Origin of the sequence: Streptomyces sp. NPDC051563, from assembly GCF_044454225.1 — a bacterium.
In the GTDB taxonomy this organism is placed as follows: domain Bacteria; phylum Actinomycetota; class Actinomycetes; order Streptomycetales; family Streptomycetaceae; genus Streptomyces.
In genome coordinates this window covers 54,009-77,629 of the sequence record NZ_JBITDL010000001.1, presented here as the reverse complement: position 1 = coordinate 77,629, position 23,621 = coordinate 54,009, and the positions used below count along the sequence as shown (strand labels likewise).

The 23,621-nt window shown below is 72.7% G+C and carries 22 protein-coding genes; 11 read left to right on the top strand and 11 right to left on the bottom strand.

Annotated features, from left to right (window positions below; genetic code table 11):
* Nucleotides 1–27 precede the first annotated feature (27 nt).
* The 4 genes from ACIA8F_RS00360 to ACIA8F_RS00345 all read right to left on the bottom strand — a co-directional run bounded on the left by ACIA8F_RS00360 (nt 28) and on the right by ACIA8F_RS00345 (nt 3,674).
* The gene (locus tag ACIA8F_RS00360) at nt 28–693 is read right to left on the bottom strand and encodes a PadR family transcriptional regulator (protein WP_399375930.1); all 666 of its coding nucleotides are present in this window, start codon (nt 691–693) and stop codon (nt 28–30) included.
* A gap of 73 nt (nt 694–766) precedes the next feature.
* On the bottom strand, nt 767–1,321 hold the full coding sequence (locus ACIA8F_RS00355; RefSeq protein ID WP_399375929.1) for a hypothetical protein: 555 nt from the start codon (nt 1,319–1,321) through the stop codon (nt 767–769).
* Nucleotides 1,322–1,387: 66 nt separating this feature from the next.
* Complete coding sequence (locus ACIA8F_RS00350; protein WP_399375927.1) at nt 1,388–1,822, bottom strand: hypothetical protein; 435 nt, start codon at nt 1,820–1,822, stop codon at nt 1,388–1,390.
* Nucleotides 1,823–1,973: 151 nt separating this feature from the next.
* Nucleotides 1,974–3,674 carry a protein kinase gene (locus ACIA8F_RS00345; RefSeq protein WP_399375926.1) on the bottom strand — a complete coding sequence of 567 codons (1,701 nt, stop codon included), beginning with the start codon at nt 3,672–3,674 and terminating at the stop codon, nt 1,974–1,976.
* A 250-nt stretch (nt 3,675–3,924) separates the two neighbouring features.
* On the opposite strand from ACIA8F_RS00345, the gene ACIA8F_RS00340 reads away from it, so the two are divergent.
* Nucleotides 3,925–5,505 carry a protein kinase gene (locus ACIA8F_RS00340; RefSeq protein WP_399375925.1) on the top strand — a complete coding sequence of 527 codons (1,581 nt, stop codon included), beginning with the start codon at nt 3,925–3,927 and terminating at the stop codon, nt 5,503–5,505.
* Between the two features lie 143 nt (nt 5,506–5,648).
* Here ACIA8F_RS00340 and ACIA8F_RS00335 read toward each other — a convergent pair whose 3' ends face one another.
* A complete protein-coding gene (locus ACIA8F_RS00335) occupies nt 5,649–6,065 on the bottom strand; it encodes a pyridoxamine 5'-phosphate oxidase family protein (RefSeq protein ID WP_399375924.1) in 417 nt (138 codons plus the stop codon).
* A gap of 149 nt (nt 6,066–6,214) precedes the next feature.
* Nucleotides 6,215–6,877 (bottom strand): response regulator transcription factor, encoded by a 663-nt coding sequence (locus tag ACIA8F_RS00330; protein WP_250738766.1) that lies wholly within the window; start codon nt 6,875–6,877, stop codon nt 6,215–6,217.
* A 325-nt stretch (nt 6,878–7,202) separates the two neighbouring features.
* On the opposite strand from ACIA8F_RS00330, the gene pdhA reads away from it, so the two are divergent.
* The 5 genes from pdhA to ACIA8F_RS00305 all read left to right on the top strand — a co-directional run bounded on the left by pdhA (nt 7,203) and on the right by ACIA8F_RS00305 (nt 12,912).
* The gene (pdhA, locus tag ACIA8F_RS00325; RefSeq protein WP_399375923.1) at nt 7,203–8,408 is read left to right on the top strand and encodes a pyruvate dehydrogenase (acetyl-transferring) E1 component subunit alpha; all 1,206 of its coding nucleotides are present in this window, start codon (nt 7,203–7,205) and stop codon (nt 8,406–8,408) included.
* A 5-nt stretch (nt 8,409–8,413) separates the two neighbouring features.
* A complete protein-coding gene (locus tag ACIA8F_RS00320) occupies nt 8,414–9,394 on the top strand; it encodes an alpha-ketoacid dehydrogenase subunit beta (protein WP_399375922.1) in 981 nt (326 codons plus the stop codon).
* Nucleotides 9,395–9,407: 13 nt separating this feature from the next.
* Nucleotides 9,408–10,913: a dihydrolipoamide acetyltransferase family protein gene (locus ACIA8F_RS00315; RefSeq protein WP_399375921.1), complete on the top strand. Its 1,506-nt coding sequence runs from the start codon at nt 9,408–9,410 to the stop codon at nt 10,911–10,913.
* 163 nt (nt 10,914–11,076) lie between these two features.
* Nucleotides 11,077–12,018 (top strand): GNAT family N-acetyltransferase, encoded by a 942-nt coding sequence (locus ACIA8F_RS00310; protein WP_399375920.1) that lies wholly within the window; start codon nt 11,077–11,079, stop codon nt 12,016–12,018.
* 144 nt (nt 12,019–12,162) lie between these two features.
* On the top strand, nt 12,163–12,912 hold the full coding sequence (locus ACIA8F_RS00305) for a hypothetical protein (RefSeq protein ID WP_399375919.1): 750 nt from the start codon (nt 12,163–12,165) through the stop codon (nt 12,910–12,912).
* A gap of 12 nt (nt 12,913–12,924) precedes the next feature.
* Here ACIA8F_RS00305 and ACIA8F_RS00300 read toward each other — a convergent pair whose 3' ends face one another.
* Entirely contained in the window at nt 12,925–13,335 is a 411-nt protein-coding gene (locus ACIA8F_RS00300; RefSeq protein ID WP_399375918.1) for a PPOX class F420-dependent oxidoreductase, read from the bottom strand.
* Between the two features lie 94 nt (nt 13,336–13,429).
* On the bottom strand, nt 13,430–13,810 hold the full coding sequence (locus ACIA8F_RS00295; protein ID WP_383945457.1) for a winged helix-turn-helix transcriptional regulator: 381 nt from the start codon (nt 13,808–13,810) through the stop codon (nt 13,430–13,432).
* Between the two features lie 96 nt (nt 13,811–13,906).
* Here ACIA8F_RS00295 and ACIA8F_RS00290 point away from each other — a divergent pair, with 96 nt between their 5' ends.
* A complete protein-coding gene (locus tag ACIA8F_RS00290; protein WP_399375917.1) occupies nt 13,907–14,563 on the top strand; it encodes an FMN-dependent NADH-azoreductase in 657 nt (218 codons plus the stop codon).
* Nucleotides 14,564–14,685: 122 nt separating this feature from the next.
* Entirely contained in the window at nt 14,686–15,975 is a 1,290-nt protein-coding gene (locus ACIA8F_RS00285) for a DUF418 domain-containing protein (RefSeq protein WP_399375916.1), read from the top strand.
* Between the two features lie 22 nt (nt 15,976–15,997).
* Here the strand turns inward: ACIA8F_RS00285 and ACIA8F_RS00280 are convergent, their stop codons facing one another.
* Nucleotides 15,998–16,567 (bottom strand): GNAT family N-acetyltransferase, encoded by a 570-nt coding sequence (locus ACIA8F_RS00280; protein WP_399375915.1) that lies wholly within the window; start codon nt 16,565–16,567, stop codon nt 15,998–16,000.
* Nucleotides 16,564–17,781, bottom strand: coding sequence for a DUF1266 domain-containing protein (locus ACIA8F_RS00275; RefSeq protein ID WP_399375914.1), 1,218 nt, complete (start codon nt 17,779–17,781; stop codon nt 16,564–16,566). Before ACIA8F_RS00275 ends, ACIA8F_RS00280 begins: the two co-directional genes overlap by 4 nt.
* Before the next feature lie 109 nt (nt 17,782–17,890).
* Here ACIA8F_RS00275 and ACIA8F_RS00270 point away from each other — a divergent pair, with 109 nt between their 5' ends.
* Both ACIA8F_RS00270 and ACIA8F_RS00265 read left to right on the top strand, forming a co-directional pair.
* A complete protein-coding gene (locus ACIA8F_RS00270; protein ID WP_399375913.1) occupies nt 17,891–18,442 on the top strand; it encodes a GNAT family N-acetyltransferase in 552 nt (183 codons plus the stop codon).
* Between the two features lie 213 nt (nt 18,443–18,655).
* Entirely contained in the window at nt 18,656–19,513 is an 858-nt protein-coding gene (locus ACIA8F_RS00265) for a hypothetical protein (protein ID WP_399375912.1), read from the top strand.
* A gap of 67 nt (nt 19,514–19,580) precedes the next feature.
* Here the strand turns inward: ACIA8F_RS00265 and ACIA8F_RS00260 are convergent, their stop codons facing one another.
* Nucleotides 19,581–21,269 (bottom strand): alpha/beta fold hydrolase, encoded by a 1,689-nt coding sequence (locus ACIA8F_RS00260; protein WP_399375910.1) that lies wholly within the window; start codon nt 21,267–21,269, stop codon nt 19,581–19,583.
* A gap of 315 nt (nt 21,270–21,584) precedes the next feature.
* On the opposite strand from ACIA8F_RS00260, the gene ACIA8F_RS00255 reads away from it, so the two are divergent.
* The gene (locus ACIA8F_RS00255; protein WP_399375908.1) at nt 21,585–23,528 is read left to right on the top strand and encodes a C1 family peptidase; all 1,944 of its coding nucleotides are present in this window, start codon (nt 21,585–21,587) and stop codon (nt 23,526–23,528) included.
* Nucleotides 23,529–23,621 lie beyond the last annotated feature (93 nt).

Sequence of the window (23,621 nt, the reverse complement as noted above, 5' to 3'; positions counted from 1 at the left end):
TCCCCCCTGGGGCGTGTTGCGGTGGTTTCAGACCCGCCGCGTGCGGGCGGTACGGGCAAGAGACCGGTCGGTGGTCGTGGGTGCGGCCGGGACGTCGGGTGTCCCGGCGGCCTCGGGCGGTTCGGCCTCGGCCGGTGCGCGCTCCCCGCGCGCGGACAGCCGTACGAGCCGGGACTCGCAGTGGTCGAGCCAGCGGGCTTCGGCCTCGGTCTGGAAGATGAGCTGTTCCAGGACCAGCAGCCAGGCGATGTCGTCGCGTTCGCCGGAGCGGCCGCTCTCGATGGCGGCGAGCGCCTGGGCCTTGAGCCGGGTGTAGTCCTGCATGGCCTGGACCGTGGCGTGCCGCTGGGACTGGATGACGGCGCGGATGTCCACGCCGGGGGCGCCGACGGCCATGGCGAGCTTGATGGCGAGTTCGTCCCGGGGCGGATTGGCCCGGTCGACGGGACGCTCGTACCAGGCGTGCAGTTCGTCGCGTCCGGTCTCGGTGATGGCGTACAGGGTGTGCCCGGCCGGGTCCGCGCCGCCGGGGGCGACGAGGCCGTCGCGTTCCAGACGGGCGAGCGTGGTGTACACCTGCCCGACGTTGAGGGGCCAGGTGGAACCGGTGCGGGACTCGAATTCGGTGCGGAGCTGAGAGCCGTACCTGGGGCCCCGCTCCAGCAGGGCGAGAAGGCCGTGGCGGATCGACATACTCAGTATGTATACCGAGTATGTACCTCGCCGCAGCCACCCTGAGGCCTACGTCCCAAGGGGGACCCGGGGGCTACGCGCCCCGGCGCAGCCGCATTCCCATGAACCCGAGACCCAGTCCCATCAGGGTGAATCCCGTTCCGAGCGGCAGTATGTGCGCGGCCAGGTCGGCGGCCCGCTCGTTCGGCTCGTTGCCGAGCGCGCCCACCATCGGGTCCACCGGAGGGACCGAGGGGGCCGAGGGGGTCGCGGGGACCGGCGGGACCGGCTCGGTGCGCGGGTGTGCCGGGACGGGGCGGGCGGCGAGCACGGTCTCGGGATTGGCGGGCTCGCCCACCGGCCGTCCGGGCCGCTCGCGCCCGGCTCCGGCGGGGCTGCCGGCGAGGTCCTCGAAGGCCCGGTCCGCCACGTCGGTCGCGGGCGCGGGCTCGCCGGACGGCACGGCGGCGCGCGTGGAGGCCAGAGCGGAGGAGGGGGTGGAGGCGAGGGTGGAGGAGGGGGCGAAAACGCCGAAGGGGGATGTCGGTGCCCAGGCTGCGGCCGTGGCCTGGGCGGGCGCCGTGGCCAGCAGCGCGGCGGTTGCCATCGCTGCCCCGGCGGTCCAGCGCAGCGCGCGGGCGTAGGTCACGGACTCAGATTTACATAACCGGACATAACCGGCATCCCGTACAGGCCGTTCGGGATGCCGGTCCGCCTAGAAGGCCGGGTTCTTCACGGAAGCGGAACCGCACATGCTCCGGTAGCCGGCGTCGTTGAACGCCGCGGCCTCCACGCCGACGCGGTCGATCCCGCGCTTGTCCTGGAGGGTGGTCTCCCAGGTCTGGCTCTTGCCGGCCCCGCGCTTGTTGAACCGCCAGGGCCAGTCGTGCGAGCCGCCGTGGTGGTCCAGCGAGTAGAGCCGGATCCCCGCGACGCGGGCGTCGTCCGAGGTGTCCACGGACGTGAGCTTGACCTCGACGATCGTGGAGCCGTTCAACCAGGTCCAGTCGGCGCTGCCGTACGCGCCGGTGGTCTCGCAGCTGGACGAGGCCCCGGCGGCCGAGGCGGGGGAGACGGCGAGCGCGCTCACCGCCAGCGCCGCGGCGCCGGCGGTGAGGAGGCGTACGAGGATGCGTGCGCGGTGGTGCAACAGGACTCCCGGAGTGCGGCGGGTGTGACCTGCGCGTATGTATCAGTACCGGCGCCCGGCGGGCGAACCGCGCTTCACCCTTCCGGGGCGTGACCCGGAGGGGCCGCCCCCAGGGCCTCCGCCGGGTCGCGCGCCGGATCGCCCTCCGTGCCTACTCCGGGTCGCCGGTCGAGATCCACAGGGTGAAGGTGGTGTTCTTCGGGTCGATCTCGGCGCCGCCCGCGGGCTGCTGTTCCACGATGGTCCCCTCGCCGTAGACCGCCTCGTCCCTCGGCTTCGGGTCGTACTTCCAGCCGCCGGCCCGGATGCACGACTTCACCGAGACCTCGTTCATGTACCGGAAGTCCGGTGCCACCACCTTGGTGGCGTCGGTGCCCTTCCGGGGCTCCTTGCACTTGGACTCCTCGATCGTCCGCGAGAGGTCCGGGCCCTTGTGCCCGGCGCTCGCCGGGGAGGACGCCGAAGTGGAGGAGCCGGGGTTGGTCGGCCCCGCCTTGTCCTTGTCCTTGTCGCCGCCCATGTTCAGGACGGCGATCAGCCCGCCGATGGCCACCAGCGCCACGACGATGGCTCCGACCACGATCTGGTTGTTCTTCTTCTTGCCGCCTCCGCCCGCGGCCGCGCCCTGGCCGCCCTGCCCGCCCTGCCCGCCCTGCGGGGAGAGCGTGTACGGCGGCGGGGTGGCGGTCGAGTACGGCGCCTGCTGGTGCGCCTGCTGGTGCAGCGGCTGGTGCTGCTGCGGGTACCCGTACGCCCCGGACTGCGGCGCCGGCTGCGGGGTCGGCGCGTACGGGGACGGCGCCGGGGTGTGCGGCGGCTGGTATGGCTGCTGCACCGAGTGCGGCGGTGCCTGCAGGGCGGAGTCCACCGGGGGGAACACGGCCGAGCCGAGCCCGGCGCCGCTGTTCGTCGGGTGCGAGCCCGGGACGATGACCGGGGCTCCGGTGTGCCCGGAGCCCGCGACCCGCGCGACCTCGTCGAGCATGGCGGCGGCGGTGGGGAAACGCTCGTTTGGGTTCTTCTTCAGGGCCCGGGCCACCAGTGCGTCCATCGCCGGGGTGACCGAGCGGTTGATGGAGGAGGGCGCGACCGGCTCCTCCTGCACGTGCGCGTACGCCATGCCCAGGGCCGAGTCGGCCACGAAGGGGACCCGGCCGGTCAGCAGCTCGAAGAGCATGATGCCCACCGAGTACAGGTCGGAGCGGGCGTCCACGGCCCGCCCGAGCGCCTGCTCGGGGGAGAGGTACTGCGGGGTGCCGACGACCATGCCGGTCTGCGTCATCGAGGTGACCCCCGACTGCATGGCCCGCGCGATGCCGAAGTCCATGACCTTGACCACTCCGCGCCGCGTCATCATGACGTTGCCCGGCTTGATGTCGCGGTGGACCAGCCCCATTTCGTGGCTGCTCTCCAGAGCCGCCAGGACGTCGGCCGTCACCTTCAGCGCCTTGTCGGCCGGCATGGCCCCGTACTGCCTGATGTCGCCGTCCAGGACTGAGCCGAGCGGCTGCCCCTCGACGTACTCCATGACGATGTACGGCATGACCGCGCCGTCCGCCGTCGAGCGGTTCGCGAAGGAGACGACGCCCTCACCGGTGTCGAAGACCGAGACGATGTTCGTGTGCGACAGTTTCGCTACAGCCTGGGCCTCGCGCCGGAAGCGTTCGCGGAAGGACTGTTCGCGTCCGAGCTCGCTGTGCAGGGTCTTGATGGCGACCTGGCGGTCCAGCGCCGAGTCGTAGGCGAGGTAGACGGAGGCCATGCCTCCCTCACCGAGCAAATCCCTCAGCTGGTAACGGCCACCGGCCAGAGAGCCGCCCGCGTACTGGCCCGGAGTGCCGTCCTGGCTCATGACTGTTGCTTCCCCTCGGGATGGTCCCCACGCCCCTGGCTGAGCGCATGTCGGCCTCAGTCTGCCGGAGGGCAAGCACACGTCAAGCCAGGTTCCCGTTCCGTGACCACAAGGCCACAGGGGGTCCACAGGCGGCGCACGGGGGGTCCTTGTCCGAACGGTGACCGGTTGCGAGGCTGTAGCGTTCGTCGGAGCACACGATGAGGACCTACCGCTGAGCGGCGGCCGAGACAGACGACGGTGAGGACTGATGGCACCCGAACCCGAGGGAAGCGGCGCCGGGATGGCAGAGGGTCCTGAGCACTGGGGCGCGGGCGGCCTGGTGGGCGACGGCCGTTACCGGCTGACCCACCGTCTGGGCCGGGGCGGCATGGCCGAGGTCTTCGCCGCGGAGGACGTCCGGCTGGGCCGGACCGTCGCCGTCAAGCTGCTGCGCCCGGACCTGGCCGAGGACCCGGTGTCCAAGGCCCGCTTCACGCGCGAGGCGCAGTCGGTCGCCGGCCTCAACCACCATGCCGTGGTCGCCGTGTACGACTCGGGCGAGGACCGGGTCGGCCCGAACGTCGTCCCCTACATCGTCATGGAACTGGTCGAGGGCCGCACCATCCGCGACCTGCTGATCAGCGCCGAGGCCCCGGGCCCCGACCAGGCGCTGATCATCACCTCCGGCGTGCTCGAAGCGCTCGCGTACTCGCACCAGCACGGCATCGTGCACCGTGACATCAAGCCCGCCAACGTGATCATCACGGACACCGGCGCGGTCAAGGTGATGGACTTCGGCATCGCGCGCGCCCTGCACGGCGCGCAGTCGACGATGACCCAGACCGGCATGGTCATGGGCACGCCGCAGTACCTTTCGCCCGAACAGGCCCTCGGCAAGGCCGTGGACCACCGCTCCGATCTGTACGCGACGGGCTGCCTGCTCTACGAACTGCTCTCGCTGCGGCCCCCGTTCACCGGGGAGACCCCGCTCTCGGTGGTCTACCAGCACGTCCAGGACGCGCCGATCCCGCCCTCGCAGCTGCCCGAGGGCGGCCACATCCCGCAGGAGCTCGACGGGCTCGTCATGCGCTCCCTCGCGAAGGACCCGGACGACCGGTTCCAGAGCGCAGAGGAGATGCGCGGGCTGGTCCAGTACGCCCTGCAGATGCTGCACGACCAGGGGGCCAACACCGGCACCTGGAACACCGGTCCCGTCACCATGGCCCTGCCGCACGGGCGCGGCCCGGCGCAGACCACCGCGATGGCGACGCCCGGCCAGGGCCAGCCGCAGTACGGCGCGCACTCCAACACCTCGCAGTTCCAGCAGCCGATGGTGCCGCCGCTGAACCCGGACGACGGCTCCGCCTACTCCGGCGGGGGCGGCAACGGCCACGGCGGGACCGGCGGCTACGACGGGTACAACGAGCGTCCCTCCCGGGGCGGCGGCTGGAAGCTGTGGCTGTTCGCGGTGCTCGCCGTCCTCGCGGTCGCGGGCGGCGTGGCGTACGCGGTCAACGGCTTCGGCGGCAAGAAGGATCCCGGCACGGGGGGCCCGACCCCGCCGGCGAGCTCCGCGTCCTCCCCGTCCGGTACGACGCCGGACAGCCCCTCGCCGGAGAACTCGGAGTCCAAGTCGGCGCCGGAGAGCACGTACTCGTACTCGCCGTCCGCGAGCCGCAGCAAGTCCTCGTCGCCGAGCTACTCGTACACGCCCAGCCCGACGCCGACCCCGACGCCGACCCCGACGCCCACGCCGACGCCGACGCCCACGCCGAGCCCGTCGAAGACGCCGACGCCGACCGCCTCGAAGTCGCCCGAGGGCAACGGCATCGGGGACGACGGCCAGTAGACGACGGACAGTAGCCCTGCGTCACGGAGAACGGCCCGGCACTCCCCTCGGTGAGGGGAGTGCCGGGCCGTTCTCCGTGGCCGTGCCGCACGGGACCAAGGTCCCGAAACGGACTGCTCGGTGTGCTCGGGGGCTCGGAGGGCTCAGAGCGCGTGCTGGTACTGCCGGTCCAGATTGCCCGCGAAGGTGTGGACGGTGACGAGGTGCGGCTCGATCCGCATGTAGACGGGGTCGAAGACCGCGCCGTCCACGAAGTGCGGACCGGGTCCGAACAGTTCCAGTTCGGCGGTGGTCGGTTCGACGAGGTTCGCGGTGCCGGTGAACTGCACCGACCACAGCTGGGACTCGTCCGAATTGAAGTTGTCGGCGCCGTACGAGACCACGCTGCCGTTGCAGGCGTGGTGGTAGCCGAAGCCGGCGTGCATTCTCAGGACGACCTTGCCGTTCACCACGATGTGGCGCGCGACGGCGAGGAAGGGCAGCGCGCGCATGCTGGTGGCGGCTCGGCCGTACGGCACGCGGCGCAGCAGTTCGATGGCGTGGAGTTCCTCTGGGGACATGTCATCCACTGTCGGGTACCGACACCGTGTGTGAAAAGAGGAGCCCGCCCCGCACATGAAGGACGTTGGTCCCGTATTAAACAGTGCGCCCCGTGGAATCGTGCCACCACGGGGCGTCACACCGCGTTACGAACCGCTGGACGGCGGATTCAGTTCCGCTTCTCGGCCTGCAGGCGGGCCACGTACGCGGCGGCCTGGGAGCGGCGCTCCATGCCGAGCTTCGAGAGCAGGCTGGATACGTAGTTCTTGATGGTCTTCTCGGCCAGGTGCAGGCGCTCGCCGATCACGCGGTTCGTCAGGCCCTCGCCGATCAGGTCGAGGATCTTGCGCTCCTGCTCGGTGAGGTTGGAGAGCCGGTCGTCGCCCTTGCCGTTCTTGCCGTCGCGCAGCCGCTCCAGCACCCGGGCGGTGGCCACGGGGTCCAGCAGGGACTTGCCGGCCGCCACGTCACGCACCGCGTTGAGCAGCTCGTTCCCGCGGATCGCCTTGAGCACGTAGCCCGAGGCGCCGGCCATGATCGCGTCGAACAGCGCTTCGTCGTCGGCGAACGAGGTGAGCATCAGGCACTTGATGTCCTCGTTCTGGGAGCGCACCTCGCGGCACACCTCCACGCCGCTGCCGTCGGGCAGCCGGACGTCGAGGACGGCCACGTCGGGGCGGGTGGCGGGAATGCGGACCAGCGCGTCGGCGGCCGTCCCGGCCTCACCCACGACCTCGATGTCCGATTCCATCGACAACAGCTCGTGAACACCCCTGCGCACCACTTCGTGGTCATCCAGGAGGAATACCTTGATTTTTCCGTTTTCGCGCACGAACTCAGTTTCACACACTCACCCCTTCCCTGCCGGGGACGGCCGGGATAACGTGCCGTTGTTCCGGCCCCCTGCAAGGCTGTGACCAGTGGTTGTTCCCGGTTCCGCGGATTTACTTGGAAATCCAAGCAAAATCGCAGGTCAAACGGGGTTTCGCAGTTATGCGACGCACTGGGTAACGTGCATTGCGCAGGGCACTCGCCGGGGCACCTGTCACGCCTGAATCCCAGACCCGAAGCGCACCCACCCCGTGCGCGGGCAGAGATCCAGGTGAGCCGCACTGGTCCCCGGAGAACCCGGGTGCCGGACCGACGGAGGAGCAATCGTGACCGTGGAGAGCACTGCCGCGCGCAAGCCGCGCCGCAGCGGCACCAAGCGGCCGGCCGGCGCGGCAAGCGCCGCCAAGCCCGCCGCTGCCACCGCGAAGACGCATGACGCCGAGCCCCAGCTCGTACAGCTGCTGACGCCCGAAGGGGAGCGGGTCGAGGTCGCGGACCATCCCGACATCGCGGAATTCGCGCCCTTCGTCGCCGACATCACCACCGATGACCTGCGCGGTCTGTACCGCGACATGGTCATGACCCGCCGCTTCGACGGCGAGGCGACCGCCCTCCAGCGCCAGGGCGAGCTGGGCCTGTGGGCCTCGCTGCTCGGCCAGGAGGCCGCCCAGATCGGCTCCGGCCGGGCCCTGCGCGACGACGACTACGTCTTCCCGACCTACCGCGAGCACGGTGTGGCCTGGTGCCGCGGGGTGGATCCGACCAACCTCCTCGGCATGTTCCGCGGTGTGAACCACGGTGGCTGGGACCCGACCACCAACAACTTCCACCTGTACACGATCGTCATCGGCTCCCAGACGCTGCACGCGACCGGGTACGCGATGGGCGTGGCCAAGGACGGCGCCGACTCGGCGGTCATCGCCTACTTCGGCGACGGCGCGTCCAGCCAGGGCGACGTGGCGGAGGCCTTCACCTTCTCGGCGGTCTACAACTCGCCCGTGGTGTTCTTCTGCCAGAACAACCAGTGGGCGATCTCCGAGCCCACCGAGCGCCAGATGCGCGTGCCGCTCTACCAGCGCGCGCAGGGCTTCGGCTTCCCGGGCGTCCGGGTGGACGGCAACGACGTACTGGCCTGCCTCGCGGTGACCCGCTGGGCACTGGAGCGGGCCCGCCGGGGAGAGGGGCCCACCCTGGTGGAGGCCTTCACGTACCGGATGGGTGCGCACACCACCTCCGACGACCCGACGAAGTACCGGCGCGACGAGGAGACGGCGGCCTGGGAGGCCAAGGACCCGATCCTGCGCCTGAAGGCCCACCTGCTGGCCAGCGGGGGCGCCGACGAGGCGTACTTCGAGCAGCTGGAGGTGGAGAGCGAGGCGCTGGGCAAGCGGGTGCGCGAGGTCGTGCGCTCGATGCCCGACCCGGACGTCATGGCGATCTTCGAGAACGTCTACGCGGACGGGCACGCGCTCGTCGACGAGGAGCGCGCGCAGTTCGCCGCCTACCTCGCGTCCTTCGAAGGCGGGGAGTGACCGTCATGGCCGTACAGAAGCTCACCATCGCCAAGGCGCTCAACGACTCCCTGCGCAAGGCCCTGGAAGAGGACCCCAAGGTCCTGATCATGGGCGAGGACGTCGGCAAGCTCGGCGGCGTCTTCCGCATCACCGACGGACTGCAGAAGGACTTCGGCGAGGAGCGGGTCATCGACACCCCGCTCGCCGAGTCCGGCATCGTCGGCACCGCGATCGGCCTGGCCCTGCGCGGGTACCGGCCCGTCGTGGAGATCCAGTTCGACGGGTTCGTCTTCCCCGCGTACGACCAGATCGTCACGCAGCTCGCCAAGATGCACGCGCGCTCGCTCGGCACCATCAAGATGCCGGTCGTCATCCGCATCCCCTACGCGGGCGGCATCGGCGCGGTCGAGCACCACTCGGAGTCCCCGGAGACGCTGTTCGCGCACGTCCCGGGCCTGAAGGTGGTCTCGCCGTCCAACGCGAGCGACGCCTACTGGATGCTCCAGCAGGCGATCCTCAGCGACGACCCGGTGATCTTCTTCGAGCCGAAGCGCCGCTACTGGGACAAGGGCGAGGTCGACACCGAGGCCATCCCCGACGCGCTGCACGGCTCGCGGGTGGCCCGCAGCGGCACCGACATCACCCTTGCGGCCTACGGGCCCATGGTGAAGGTCTGCCTGGAGGCCGCGGCGGCCGCCGCCGAGGAGGGCAAGTCGGTGGAGGTCGTCGACCTGCGCTCGATGTCCCCGGTCGACTTCGACGGGATCCAGGCGTCGGTGGAGAAGACCCGCCGGCTCGTGGTGGTCCACGAGGCGCCGGTGTTCCTCGGTGTGGGTTCGGAGATCGCCGCCCGCATCACGGAGCGGTGCTTCTACCATCTGGAGGCGCCCGTGCTGCGCGTGGGCGGCTACCACGCGCCGTACCCGCCGGCCCGCCTGGAGGACGAGTACCTGCCGGGCCTGGACAGGGTGCTCGACGCAGTCGACCGCTCGCTGGCGTACTGAGGAGAGCCCTGCGATGACGATCCGCGAATTCAAGATGCCCGATGTGGGCGAGGGCCTCACCGAGGCCGAAATCCTCAAGTGGTACGTCCAGCCGGGTGACACCGTCACCGACGGCCAGGTCGTCTGCGAGGTGGAGACGGCGAAGGCGGCCGTCGAGCTGCCGATCCCCTTCGACGGGGTCGTGCACGCGCTCCTCTTCGAGGAGGGCGTCACGGTCGACGTAGGCCAGGTCATCATCTCCGTGCAGACCGCCTCGGGCGGCGACGCGGGAGAGGCCGCTGCGGCCGCCGCCGGTGCTCCGGCCGCCGCCGCCGTCCCGGCGAGCTCGGTGGTCGCCGGCGGCAGCGCCGAGGAGGCCGCCCCGGCGGCCCGCCAGCCCGTCCTGGTCGGCTACGGAGTCTCCACCGCCTCTACGAAGCGCCGCCCGCGCAAGGCTCCGCACCCCGTCCAGACCGCCGTCGCCGCGCAGAACGGCACGGCCGCGGCCCACGCCGCGGCCGCTCCGGCTCCGGCGGCCCCGGCTCCGGCCGCTCCGGCCGCCCCCGTGGCGGTCCCCGCCCAGGGCGGTGCGGGCAAGGCGCTGGCGAAGCCGCCGGTGCGCAAGCTCGCCAAGGACCTCGGCATCGACCTGGCCGCGGTGGTCCCCACCGGCGACGGCGGGGTCGTGACCCGCGAGGACGTCCACGCGGCGGCCGCGGCGGCCATCACCCCGCAGGCCGTCTCCGCGGCGGTCCCGGTGACCCAGGCACCGCAGACGGCTCCCGTGCAGGCCCAGGCTCCGGCTGCCGCCGGTGCTCCGGCCGAGGCGTCCGGTTCCGTCCGCGAGACCCGGATCCCGGTCAAGGGCGTCCGCAAGGTCACCGCCCAGGCCATGGTCGGCTCCGCCTTCACCGCGCCGCACGTCACCGAGTTCATCACCTTCGACGTGACCCGCACGATGAAGCTGGTCCAGGAGCTCAAGGAGGACCCGGACCTCGCGGGGCTCCGGATCAACCCGCTGCTCCTGATCGCCAAGGCCGTCCTCGTGGCGGTCCGCCGCAATCCCGAGGTCAACGCCTCGTGGGACGAGGCGGCCCAGGAGATCGTGCTCAAGCACTACGTCAACCTGGGCATCGCGGCGGCCACCCCCCGCGGGCTGATCGTCCCGAACATCAAGGACGCCCACGCCAAGACGCTCGGCGAGCTGTCGCAGGCCCTGTCCGGACTGGTCGCCACGGCCCGCGAGGGCAAGACCTCCCCGGCCGACATGCAGAACGGCACCCTCACCATCACCAACGTCGGCGTCTTCGGCGTCGACACCGGCACGCCCATCCTGAACCCCGGCGAGTCCGCGATCCTCGCGGTCGGCGCGATCAAGCTCCAGCCGTGGGTCCACAAGGGCAAGGTCAAGGCCCGCCAGGTCACCACCCTGGCGCTGTCCTTCGACCACCGCCTCATCGACGGCGAGCTCGGCTCCCGCTTCCTCGCGGACATCGCCGCCGTCCTGGAGCACCCCCGCCGTCTGATCACCTGGTCCTGACGGCCTGCGAACCGGCCTCCGGGTGATTTTCACCCGGAGGCCGGATTTGCGTGCGAAAACCGCTCCCCGGAATGTCCCGGGCATGTTCCAGGACTGTCCTGGACTGCCTCTGACGTGCAGAAATCCCTTGGGGGGCAGCGCAGCCGAGTGTGATCATCGGCCCATGTACTTCCGCGCTGCGACCGCAGACCCCACCGTCCTGGACCGCGCCCTCGCCTACCCGGCCGACGGCCCCGTCCCCGCCTTCACCCCCGAGAAGATCCGCGAAGAGCTCGCCGCGGGCCGGATGCGCCCCGAGTGGACCTGGATCGCCGAGGACGAGAACGGCGAGGTGCTCGCCCGTGCCCTGTGGTGGGGCCGCGCCGACAGCGAGCGCCCGAACGCGCTCGACTGCCTCCAGGTACGCGGCTCAGCGCCGGACCCGGCCGCCGTGGCCGCCGGGCTGCTCGCCGCCGGGCACGAGGCCTTCGGCGTACTTCCCGAGTACAACCTCTCGCTCCCGCGCGACTGGCGCACCTCCGCCGACGGCATGGCCGACGCGGTCGCCTGGCGCCGGAAGGCGGCGGCCTCCACCGGCCTGGTCCGGGAGATCGAGCGGCTGCGCTTCGAGTGGACCCCGGCCGCGGGCACCGCGGAGCCCACCGGCCGGCTGGAGTTCCGGGAGGGCACCGACGAGGAGTTCCTCGACGCCTTCGTCCGCCTGTCGCAGGGCAGCCTGGACCTGCACACCCAGAACGAGCTCCGCACGATCGACGCCGAGGAACTGGCGCGCGACGACATGGAGTTCTACACCGACTGCCCGGGCGAGCGCTCCTGGTGGCGCCTGGCCCACCTGCCCGACGGCACCCTCGCCGGCCTGGCCATCCCGTCCGCGACCCCGTACCACCGCAACGTCGGCTACCTCGGGGTCGTCCCCGAGCAGCGCGGCAAGGGCCTGATCGACGAGATCCTCGCCGAGATCACCCGCTTCCACGCCGCCGAGGGCGCCGAGCGCATCACCGCCACCACGGACACCGTGAACGCCCCGATGGCCGCCGCCTTCACCCGCGCCGGCTACGAGGTCACCGAGATCCGCCTGATCCTGGAACCGGCCAAGGAGGCCTGAGCGGGAGGGGGCCGGGGGCCGGGGCCTCCCCCTCCTCACGTCCGCCCGCGGTCGCTTCGGGCGTCCGGCGGACCGCCGGTGCCGGAAGTGGCCGCGTTCGGCGTGTCCCGGGGGTAGCCTCCCCGCCGGGAGAAGGGTGGGACGGTGTCCATCGCGGAGTTGCAGGTGTGTGCCGTCGAGGCGGCCGACGTCACGGGCGGGGTGTGCGTGGTGCGGTGCATCGGCGGTGTGGCCCGGGCCGGGCAGGCGTATGCGGCCGGGGAGTTGCGGACCAGGCTGCGGGGGATCGAGCGGTACGGGCGCACGGTCGGCTCCTTCGACGCGGGGCACGTGGCGAAGGTGCACCTCACGGGGCCCGTGGTCGCGCTGCTCGCCCGCGGGCAGGTGCTGACGTACGTACCGCCGGACGGGCATGCGCTGGCCGATCTGGAGCTGTGGCTGGCCACCGGGCCGCCGCTGCTGGAGGAGCCGCACCCGGAGCAGCTGCGGTCCCTGGCGACGAGCCGGATGCAGGGCGAGGAGCTGCCCGACGGGATGCGGCTGCGCTGGGGCCGGCTCGCGCTGGCCGCCATCGAGCGCTCGGAGCGTTCGGAGGAACGGCCTTACGTACGAAGCTACTTGCTCCGGTGCTTCGGGCCCGGCGAGGCCGGGGATCCCGACCGCGACCCCGCCGAGCTGTGCCGGGACGTACTGGCCCGCTTCGAGCTGACCCCGGACCGGGCGGCGGCGCAGGCCCGGGTCTGGCGGGACCTGCCGCGGCCCGACATCCTCCGGCTGCGCCGCATCAAGAACCTGATCCGCTGTACGGAACCGGCCCGGCCGTACCTCGCGGCGACCGACCCCCTGGCGGTGGCCGTGGACGCCTGGGCGGCGGTGCGGCCGGGGCTTCCGTAGCGGCCCGGTGGTTCAGCGGGCCGCGTTGCCGAGGACCTTGGCCGGGGTGAGGCGCAGGACGACCCGGACGTTCTCGGCCGGGGCGTTGGCGTAGTCCGCGCCCGCGCCCGGCCCCTGGTACTCCTCCGCGATGCGGACGGCGACGGCCCGGCCGGTGTCCTCGGTGATGGTGGCGGTGCCGCGGATCTCGGCGTAGAGGAAGGGGTTGGCCAGGTCGAAGACGGTGAGGCCGACCCGGGCGTCCCGCGCGATGTTGCGCTCCTTGGCGCGGCCGCGCTCGGTGGAGATCAGGATCTCGTCCCCGTCGCGGGTCACCCAGACCACCGAACTCTGCGGGCTGCCATCGGGGTTGAGGGTGGCGAGCACGGCCGGGTGGGGGGCGTCGAGGAGCTTGCGTACGGTGTCGTTCAGCACAGGAGTCATGTGGGGAACGGTAGTTGGGGCGGCCGCCGGCCCGCCTTCGATTTGGTGCGGACGCGGCGCGACTAGGGCAGGTCGGCCGGTGCGGGGCGCGCCGTCAGCAGGTTCCCTCTTCCTTGATCAGGCATTTCTCCGCCCACTGGCCCAGCTCCGTGAGCGCGGGCTTCAGTGCGGCGCCCCGTTCCGTCAGCCGGTAGGCCACCCGCAGCGGCGGACCCTCGTCGACCTCGCGCAGGACGAGGCCGGCCGCCCCGAGCTCGACCAGGCGGTCGGACAGCATGCGCTCGCTGATGCCGGCGATGGACCTGCGCAGATCGGCGAAGTGCACCGGGCCCGCCATGAGCGAGGCCAGGATCACCCCGGTCCAGCGCTTTCCGAGCAGCCCGAAGACCTGGGTGATGCCGTCGCTCACCCGGCTACACGCCCCGGTGTCCTGGTGCTGCTTCGCCTTCTCCGCTTGCTCCGCCTTGTCCGCCATGGCTTCAGGGTACTACCCGCGACTTAGGGGGTGAGAAAAAGTAAGTGACTGTGCTAATAATAGTGACGTACGAAAATGCACTCACTGGAGGTTCCCATGGCCACCCTTCTGCACCTGGACTCGTCCCTGAACCCCGCCGCCGGCTCCGCCTCGCGCGCGGTGACCGCCGCCTTCCGCAAGGCCTGGGAGGAGCAGCACCCCGGGGGCACCGTCGTCTACCGCGACCTGACGGCCGATCCCGTCCCGCACCTCGGCGGCCCCGCCTGGTCCGCGGCCTTCGCCGACCCCTCCACCCACACCCCCGAGCAGGCCGCGGCCTTCGCCGAGCGGCTGAAGCTGGTGACGGAGCTGGAGCAGGCGGACGCCGTGCTGATCGGCGCCCCGATGTACAACTTCTCGATCCCCTCCACCCTGAAGGCCTGGCTCGACCAGGTCATCGTGATGGGCCGCACCGCGGGCCCCGAGTCCCCCCTCAAGGGCCTGCCGGTCACCGTCGTCGCCAGCCGCGGCGGCTCCTACGCGCCGGGCACCCCGCGCGAGGGCATGGAGTACGTCCAGAACTACCTGGCCGGGGTGCTGACCGAGATGTTCGGCGCCGAGGTCGATTTCATCGTCCCCGAGCTGACGCTGGCCGCGCAGGTCCCGGCGATGGCCGGACTCATCCCGCTCGCGGAGGCCTCGTACGCGCAGGCGCTCGCGGACGCGGAGTCGAAGGGCAAGGACCTCGCGGCGCGCATCGCGACCGCCGCCTGAGCCTGAGCCTGTGACGGCGCCGGGTCGCGGGGTCGCGCGCGACGCGCGGCCCCGACCCGCCGGGCTACGGTCACCCCAGGAGAAAGGTGCTCCGTGCACCGACGACCACCTGGGGGGAAACCGTGCCCGCAACGGCAGAGCACGCGGACGCAGAACGACCGGCAGCGCCGGGCGCGTGGGACGGGCAGGACAGGCAGGTCGCGCAGGTCGCGGGCCCGGACCGGCCGGCGCGCATACCGGAGGTCGACGCCCTGCGCGGCTTCGCCCTCCTGGGGATCCTGCTGGTCAACGCGCTGATGATGGCGAGCCCGTACGGTCCCGGCGGCGCCGTCGACCCGGACGCCTCGGCGCTCGACCGGACCGTCGAGGGGGCCGTGCAGGTCTTCGCGGTCGGCAAGTTCTACCTGCTGTTCTCGTTCCTCTTCGGCTACAGCTTCACCCTCCAGCAGGCCTCCGCCGCCCGCGAGGGCGCGAACCCGGTGCCCCGGATGCTCCGCCGCACCCTCGGCCTGTTCCTCCTGGGCGCCCTGCACGCCGTCCTCCTCTACACCGGCGACATCCTCATGACCTACGCCCTGCTCGGCCTGGTCCTGATCGCCGCCCGGAACTGCTCGCCCCGGACCGCCCTGCGCGCGGCCCGGACCGTGTACGGCTGCGCGAGCGGGCTCCTGCTCCTCCTCGGCCTGGCCTCCCTGTTCGCGTCGGACGCCGAATCGGCCGGGATGGACGAGGAACTCACCGCGGGCTTCGCCGGACTGATCGCCGACTACCGCGGCGACGCGGCCTCGGTCGTACGGGCCAACATCGGCCAGCTCCCCGACACGCTCCTCGCCGTACCGCTGATGGGCGGCTTCGTCCTGGCGGCCTTCCTGACCGGCCTGTACTGCGGCAAGCGCCGGCTCCTGGCCGACACGGGCCGCCATACGGCCCGGATGCGCCGCATCTGCCTGATCGGCACCGCGGTGGGCCTGCCCGGCAGCCTCTTCATGGCCCTGGCCGGCAGCGGCGTGCTCGGGCCCCGGTGGACCCTGCTGGGCCCGGTCGTGGGCATGGTCACCGCGCCCGCGCTCACCGCCGCGTACCTCTGCGGCCTGCTCCTCTTCGCGAAGACGGCCCGGGGCGCGCGCACCGCGCTGCTGCTCGCCCCCGCCGGCCGGATGGCCCTGACGAACTACCTGAGCCAGTCCCTCGTCATGGCCCTCGTCTTCACCGCCTACGGCCTCGCCCTGTACGACCGCCTCGGCGCGGCCGCCGTCACCCTCGGCGCGCTCGTCCTGTACGCCGCCCAACTCGCCCTCAGCAAGCACCTGATGGCCCGCCACCGCTACGGCCCGGTGGAATGGCTGCTGCGCGCCGTCACCCTCGCCCGCCTGCCGAAGGGCCGCGCCCGCACACCCGCCGCCACCCGGTAGCGGGGCGGCGCGCGCACCACGCTCAACGCAGGCGGAGCAGCATCACGTCGTGCAGCTCGGCGTCCGCACCCCGGGGCCGTGCCTCGCCGATCTTGCGGTAGCCCCACGACCGGTAGGCGGCCGATGCCGCTCCGGCCTCCGGGTGGACGTTCAGCAGGACCCGCTCGGTGGTGATGCCGTCGAGCAGCGCCGTGTGCAGACCCCGCGCCACGCCCTGCCCGCGCCACGGTCCGCGCACGGCGAGCTCGACGAGCCCGAAGGTGCGCCGCCCGTCCTCGCGGCGCACGGCCGCCGGAACCGGCTCGGTGAGCTCGTCCCACCACACGGCTTCGGGCGGGAGCGTCCAGCCGTACGCCATGCCGACCGGTTCGCTCCGCGCCGTACGGGCCAGGGCCGCGCGGAAGGCGGGCCTGCGCGTCAGGGTGGGGAAGTGGCTCTGGACGGAGAGGATTTGTGCCTCGGTCTCGCCGTACGGATGCTCCGCGAAGGCCTCGGCGTAGACGAGCCCGAACGCATCCGCGGCCCGCAGTGCGGCCGGTCCGTCCAGGGACTCCGTCGTGATCCCCTGCCGCGTGGTCCCGTCCCGCGTCACGGCTGCTGCCAGGGGATGTTGCGCCAGGGGCTCGCCGGGTCGGCGGTCAGGGTGAGGTGGGTGGCCAGTACGCCCGTGTACCACGCGCCGAACTCCTCCTCGTCGAAGTGCAGGCAGCGCCCCAGGGCGTACCCGGCGGAGAACTCCTCCCACGAGCGGTACGTGTCCCTGGCCGCCTCCCCGGCGCGCAGGACCGCGCTCTCGGCGTCGGCCAGGGTCCCGTAGCGGGTCCCGAGGCCCCAGCGGGCCATCTGGGAGGCCCGGCCCAGGTCCCAGCCCTCCACGGAGCGGACCCAGCCGTCCTCGGGGAGTAGCCCGTCGGCGCGGAAGCGCTGCTCGTAGCGGGCGATCCGGCCGATCAGCCGCTGCACGCCCGTCACTTCGCCCTCCACCTCGGCGGTGGGGCGGGGCTGCGCGAGGGTGACCCCGTCGGGGGTGAGCTGCGGTTCGGCGGCCCGTTCGGCGCTGCGGCGCAGGGCGGAGGCGGCGGCGTGCCGCCAGTGCTCCACGTCCACGGGGCCGGCGAAGTCGGAGGCGAGGACGCGGCGCACGCGCAGCGCGAACTCCCAGACCGGGCTGACCATGTCGGTGGCGAGCAGACGGTGCAGCGTGTCGTGCCATTCCGCGGCGGAGGTGATGCCCCAGCCCTTGCGCAGCCGTTCGCGCTCCCGGGTGTAGCCGTGGCCGTGATAGGCCAGCGCGTTCCAGAACTCGCCGTTGGACACGGCGAGATGGGCTCCGACCGCCAGCCCGTGCGCGACGGGCCCGTGCAGCGGTCCGCCGACGTGCAGGGCGTGCACGGCACCGGGGGCGAGCCCCCAGACGGGGGCGGCGGCGTCCCAGTGGGCCCGCCAGCGGACGAGGTCGGCGGGGGTGGTGGTGAGGTAGGCCTCGGCGGGGGAGCCGGGGTTCACGGCGAGGTGCGGGGGGTCGGCCGAGTCCCAGGCGTTCGCGAACCAGGCGAGGGACCGGGGCAGGTACACGGTGTGCGGATCGGGGACCGGCAGCATCCCGCGGGTGTGCACGACGAGGCAGCGCCGGTCGGGGGTGGGGTGGAAGCGCGCCTGCGCGGGCTCGGCCTCGACCTGCGCCCGGGACTGCGCCAGGAACAGCTCGCTCCGGGCGAGGACGTCGAGGTACCCCGGCCAGTCCCCGCGCGCCTTGGCCTCGTACAGCTCGCGCTCGATGGAACTCGGCGCCGTCCACCCATCCATGGGAGCAGCCTAGCGGGGGCTGCCGGGGCCCCCGCGGGCCACCTCAGCGGGCCTGCTCCGGCCCTGCCCGGGCCCTGCTGGGGCCCGTGCTCCGGCCTACTGTGAGGGTGTGACAGCAACCCCCTCCGAAGAACCCGGCCACGGCGCAGGCCCCCTCCCGACCGTCCCCCTCCCGACCCGCCGCCTGACGCTGCTGCCCCTGCGGCCCGAGCACGCCGCCGAGATGGCCGCCGTCCTGTCCGACCCGGCCCTGTACGCCTTCACCGGCGGTGAGCCGCCCGCGCCGGAGGCCCTGCGCGCCCGCTACGAGCGGATGACCGCCGGCTCCCCGGATCCCGCGGTCACCTGGTGGAACTGGGTGATCCGGCTCGACGAGGAGGACCGCCTGACCGGGACGGTCCAGGCCACGGTCACCGGGGACGTCGCCGAGATCGCCTGGATCGTCGGCACGCCCTGGCAGCGGCGCGGCATCGCCCACGAGGCGGCCCGGGCGATGAAGGAGCGGCTCGCCGCGTCCGCGGTGCGCACGCTCGTCGCGCACATCCACCCCGGCCACGCGGCGTCCGCCGCCGTCGCCGAGGGGCTCGGACTCGCACCGACCGACCGGTGGCAGGACGGCGAGGTGCGGTGGGAGGGACCCGCCGCCGGCAGGGCCTTCTGACGGGGCATCGCCCGAGGGTGACGGTGTCCGCGCAGGTCACGGGCGTACGTAGGCCGGTTGCGCGGCGTGTCCGCCCCGGCGGTGCGGGGGCTCGGGTTGCGGGGTCTGACGGGGTGTCGGTGAGTGGGTCAAGGACACGTCCCATGTCCCGACCACGACTCGCGTCCCGCCCCGGCACGTCCCATGCCGCGGCTCCTCGACAGGAGAGTTCCGTTGCACCGCATCACGCGCTACACCGTCCCCGCCGCCCTCTGCCTGACCCTGCTGACCGCGTCCCCCGGTCTGGCGTCGGCAGCCGCGAAGCCGCAGGCCGCCGCGGCCTTCGTCTCCGCCCCGGCCGGGAAGGCCGTCCCCGCCGGGAAGGCCATCCCCGGAACCGAGGCGCTGCTCGCCCAAGTGCAGTCCCTGGGAGGGGTCGGCGGACTGCTGAAACCGGTCACCGATCTGCTGGCGGCCGTCCTGAAGTCCCCCGACGGCAAGATCCCGGACGCGGACCTGGCCGCCTTCAAGGAGAAGATCGCCGCCGCGATCGCCGACCTGAAGAAGAGCCTGCCCGCCACCCCGGCCCTCCCGGCCCCGGTCCCGCCGGTGGACGCCCCCAAGCTCCCGGTGGAGACCCCGAAGCTCCCGGTCGAGGCCCCGGCGCTGCCCGCTCCGGCGCTCCCCGCCCCGGCGCTGCCCGCCCCGGCGCTCCCGGTGGAGACTCCGAAGCTCCCGGTCGAAGCCCCGGCGTTGCCCGCCCCCGCGCTCCCCGCCCCGGCCCCGAAGCTCCCGGTGGCGCTCCCCGTGGCCGCGCACAAGGCGGCCAGGCCCGTCATCGGCCCCCTCGACCTGGCCACCGGCGCCGTCGACAAGCTCAAGGCCTCCGTCGACGGCCTCACCAAGGCCGCCGGCCCCTGCGGCTGCTCCACCGACGCCAAGGCCAAGGCCACCGACGTCGTCACCGACCTGGTCGCAGCCCTCGTAGCCCTGCTCACCGGTCTGGGCCTGCCGGGCCTGCCCCCGCTGCCCGGCCTCCCGGTCCCGGCCCCCGAGCTGCCGGTCCCGGCCCCGGCGCTCCCCGTCGAGTAGGGGCCGGTACGCGCGAGGGCGGGGCGCCGGGGGGTTCCCCGGTACCCCGCCCTCGACGGTGTGCCCGTCAGTCCTGCGTGTCGAGCGGGATGTCGATGTACGACTCGGAGCCCTTCGGCGAGCTGAACTCGATCGCGGACGGCGCCTTGTTGGCGTGGGAGAAGAACGGGTCCCGGGTGTCGATGATCAGCTGGAGCTGCCGGCCCTCGCGCAGGACGTAGTGCGCGGGTTGCAGGGCGAAGGTCACGGTGGTGGCCTGCCCCGCCTTCTCGTTGGTGAGGGTGTACGGGGCGTGGGTGATGATGGCGGCCTTGCCCGTGGTCGCGTCGCAGTCCATCAGGTACGCCACGATGGTGGCGCTCTTGTCCTGCGGGGTCACGGTCACCCGCGCCTCCAGGTCGCCCCGGAGCTGCGTCGTCCGCTCCAGCGGCTCGGTGGTCCAGATCGCCGCGCGCCCGCGGTCGATGTCGGCGGTCGCATAGACGTGGGGCCGGCCCATGCGCTCGGCCAGGCCGGTCTGGATCAGCTTCGGGGCGACGACGGCCTCGGTGTCCTCGTCGGCGACCTTGACGGCGCGGGTCCAGCCCGGCTGCGCCGGGCCCTCGGCCATCCGCGCGTCGCGCTCTCCGGCGGGCGCGTCGGCGAGGTGGAAGCGCCGGGGCGGCAGTGCGTAGCTCGCCCAGTCGGTGTGGCGCACGTCGGACAGGAGGTTGTGCATGTATTCGGAGCGGATGCCGAACCGCGGCTCATTGCCGTCGCCGGCCGTGCCCCCGAGGTAGTGGTCCATCCAGCGGTAGGTCATCTCGGTGGGCTTGGAGAAGAGGCCCGTCAGGCCGGGGAGTTCGGCGTTGCCGTGGTCACCGACCTGGACGAGCAGCGACTTGTCGCCCTCGAGTCCGGTGAACAGGTCGATGACGGCGGGCACCGAGAAGATCGTCTCGTGCCAGGAGGTGGTCAGCAGGATGGGCGTCCGGGAGGTGTTGTACGCCTCCAGGTGGTGCCGGGGCGACCGTACGCGGGCGAACTCCCGGACCTCGTCGTCGATGACGTCGCCCCGGATCTTCTGGATGATGCCGAGGAACTCCTGCGAGCAGTTCTCCTCCTTGAACAGTCGCACCAGCTCCTCGAAGGCCTTCAGGTGGCGGGTGCCGTTCTCGTACAGCGAGGCGAACAGGTCGCCCCAGGCGCTGGTCGCCGCGACGGCCTTGATGCGCGAGTCGTTCGCGGCGGCGAGGAGGCTCGTCCCGGCCCCGTAGGAGGCGCCGAAGAAGCCGATCCGCTCGGGGTCGACGTCCTCCAGGGCGACCAGCCAGTTGATCACCTCGGTCGCGTCGGCCACGTCCTGCGGCCCGGCGACCTGGATCTTGCCCTGGGAGCCGGCGAGCCCGCGCTGGCTGTAGGCCAGGACGGCGTAGCCGCCCAGGGCTAAGCGCGGGAGCATGCCGAGGTAGGCCCGTCGGCCGAGGTCGCTCAGCGGGGCGGGCATGACGATCGCGGGACAGGTCTGTCCGGGTGCGAGATTGCGCGGGACGCTGAGAGCGGCGTCGAGCTGGATCCCGTCCGACAGGGTGATCTTGACTTCCCTGTAGGTGGCGACCTCCGCGTACGACTCGTACGTGTCGGCCAGACCCCACCGGTCCATGGCGCCGATGGAGCGCGGCGACGGGTCGGTCAACGCCCGGCTGATCGCCTCGGCCTGGGCGAGATCGTCGGCGCTGGGTGCGAACGGCTGCTCCGGGGTGCTGTCAACTGGCATGGCTGTGCCCGCCCTTCGTCTGCGGTGGATGGTGCCGGCGCTGTGCCGGGGATGTGCCGGGGACATGTTCTCCCCGGAGTGATCACCCCGGACGATCACTCCAGAGGCACCACTCGAACGAATGAACGCCCGCTTCTCAAACTTCCGGCGGCCCAAAGATCCGGCCCCGTGCCCGCGTGACCGCGCCCCTCCCGGAGGCGCCGTCCGCGTGCGACCGGTGTGCCGCCGCGCGACCGTACGGACCCCCTTGACGGGGACTCCGGGCAGGTGGACGCTCCCGGGGCTCGGATCCGTACGGTGCGTTGGGGGGCCGGAATGCCGGAGCAGTCGGAGGGGCGTGTCCAGACGGCGGGGGAGCTGCGGGCGCTGCTCGCGGCGCGCAGGGCGCGCTGGTCCGTGAGCGAGCACCTCGCCGACGGGGATCCCGTGCCGAGACCCGCGCTGGGTCTGGGGGAGAGCACGGCCGCGGCGGTGGAGCTGACGCCCGCCGGCCAGGCGCCGCCGGTGGACCTGCGCAGGCTCGTGGGCCGGGTCAGCGGCAATCCGCACCTCACCCGGCGCAGGAGGGCGCACGGACTGCTTCAGGGGGCGGACACCGGCGCGTACGCTCCCGAGCCCGCGTCCGCGCGGCCCTCCGCCGTGGACTGGCGCAGCCGCTGGGGGTGGCCCTGGCTCACGAAGGTGAAGGACCAGGACCCGTGCAGTTCCTGCTGGGCGTTCGGGGCGGCCGGCCTCGTGGAGTCGATGGCGCGGATCGAGCACCACGTGTGGGCCGAGCGGTCCGAGGGGGACGTGCACGACGGGCTGAAGGCCCGCTGCGGGCAGACGGGCAGCCCCGAGGCCGCCCTCGACTGGATCCGGACCAACGGCGGACTCGCGGACCCGGGCTGCTGGCCGTACTCGCCGCCGCCGCCCGGAACCCCGGTCGACCGCCGGGAGGCCTGGCGGGCGGAGTACACCCCGAGCTGGGACCGGTCCGGGCGGACCGTGCGCATCACCGGGCACGTCCGCCTCGGCGACGTGGAGCAGCAGAAGGTCTGGCTGGACACGGTGGGCCCGCTGACCGCGTGCTTCGACGTGTACGAGGACTTCTTCGGCCTGGGCTCCGGCGTCTACCACCGCACCAGCGACCGGCTGGCGGGCGGCCACTGCGTCCTGATCACCGGCTACGACGACGCGGCCGGCTGCTGGCTGTTCAAGAACTCCTGGGGGACCGGCTACCACGTGGGCGGCTACGGCCGGATCGCGTACGGCGAGGCACGCATCGACGACTGGGCGAAGTGCGGGCTGCAGGACACCAACATCGACCCGTGGAGCAAGCGCCGCCTGCACACCGGCAACGTCTACGAGAGCGGCAACGGCCGCGCGCACCGGAACTTCGAGATGGCGGCCCTCGCCGGCGCCGGTGACGAGGCCGGCGGCGGCACCCTGCGGCACTGGTGGCGCGAGGGCGAGGCCCCCTTCGGCTGGACCCGCGCCCGCAGCTTCGCCTCCGACGCCTCGGGCCAGCCCGCCTTCACGGGGAGCACGTACAACCGGAACATGGAGTCGCTGCACGTCACCACCGGCGGCCGGCTGCGCCACTGGTACTACGAGCACTTTGCCGGCGCCTGGCGCGACGGCGGCGCCTTCGGCCCCGGTGACGCGGCCGTCGGCTCGACCCCGGCCTTCATCCAGAGCGACTACGGGGCGCCCGGCAACTTCGAGGTGGTCGTCCGCACCGCGGACGGCCGCCTCAACCACTGGTGGCGGATCAACGGCGCCCCCTGGACCTGGAACGACGGCGGCCGCTTCGGCTCCGGCATCGCCCACTTCGGCCCGGCCCTGGTCCAGACCCGCGCCCGCCACCTCGACCTGGTCGCCACCCGCACCGACGGCCGGATGCAGCTGTGGTGGCGCGACGACCCGAACGGGTTCGTCTGGCGGCCCGGGGAGGTCTTCGGCTCCGGCATCACCTCCGCGCCCTGCCTGATCGAGGCGCAGCACGGGGCGGCCGACGAGGACACCGCCGGGAACTACGAGCTGTGCGTGACGGACGGGGGCGGCCGCGTCGAGCACTGGTGGCGCGGCAACGCGGGCGGCGCCGCCTGGCAGCGCTCCGCGGTGTTCGGCCACGACGTGCGGGCGGTCACCGGGATGCTGCAGGGCAGCTTCGGGTTCAACCTGGAGGTGATCGTCCTGCGCACCGACCGCCTGCTCCAGCACTACTGGCGCGACGGCGACGGCTGGCACGAGGGGGCGCTGATCGGCCCGGCCTAGGCCCGCGCCGCCCCAGGAGAGGAGCAGCCCCGTGGAGGTGCGCGAGGTGGTGCTCGCGCCCGGCGAGCCGTACGAGCTGCGGCTCACGGGGCG

Bases quoted from the DNA above. Each gene is read 5' to 3' on its own strand.
- ACIA8F_RS00360 (WP_399375930.1), bottom strand. From the start codon at position 693: ATGTCGATCCGCCACGGCCTTCTCGCCCTGCTGGAGCGGGGCCCCAGG.
- ACIA8F_RS00345 (WP_399375926.1), bottom strand. From the start codon at position 3,674: ATGAGCCAGGACGGCACTCCGGGCCAGTACGCGGGCGGCTCTCTGGCC.
- ACIA8F_RS00340 (WP_399375925.1), top strand. From the start codon at position 3,925: ATGGCACCCGAACCCGAGGGAAGCGGCGCCGGGATGGCAGAGGGTCCT.
- ACIA8F_RS00335 (WP_399375924.1), bottom strand. From the start codon at position 6,065: ATGTCCCCAGAGGAACTCCACGCCATCGAACTGCTGCGCCGCGTGCCG.
- ACIA8F_RS00320 (WP_399375922.1), top strand. From the start codon at position 8,414: ATGGCCGTACAGAAGCTCACCATCGCCAAGGCGCTCAACGACTCCCTG.
- ACIA8F_RS00315 (WP_399375921.1), top strand. From the start codon at position 9,408: ATGACGATCCGCGAATTCAAGATGCCCGATGTGGGCGAGGGCCTCACC.
- ACIA8F_RS00310 (WP_399375920.1), top strand. From the start codon at position 11,077: ATGTACTTCCGCGCTGCGACCGCAGACCCCACCGTCCTGGACCGCGCC.
- ACIA8F_RS00300 (WP_399375918.1), bottom strand. From the start codon at position 13,335: ATGACTCCTGTGCTGAACGACACCGTACGCAAGCTCCTCGACGCCCCC.
- ACIA8F_RS00295 (WP_383945457.1), bottom strand. From the start codon at position 13,810: ATGGCGGACAAGGCGGAGCAAGCGGAGAAGGCGAAGCAGCACCAGGAC.
- ACIA8F_RS00290 (WP_399375917.1), top strand. From the start codon at position 13,907: ATGGCCACCCTTCTGCACCTGGACTCGTCCCTGAACCCCGCCGCCGGC.
- ACIA8F_RS00275 (WP_399375914.1), bottom strand. From the start codon at position 17,781: ATGGATGGGTGGACGGCGCCGAGTTCCATCGAGCGCGAGCTGTACGAG.
- ACIA8F_RS00260 (WP_399375910.1), bottom strand. From the start codon at position 21,269: ATGCCAGTTGACAGCACCCCGGAGCAGCCGTTCGCACCCAGCGCCGAC.
- ACIA8F_RS00255 (WP_399375908.1), top strand. From the start codon at position 21,585: ATGCCGGAGCAGTCGGAGGGGCGTGTCCAGACGGCGGGGGAGCTGCGG.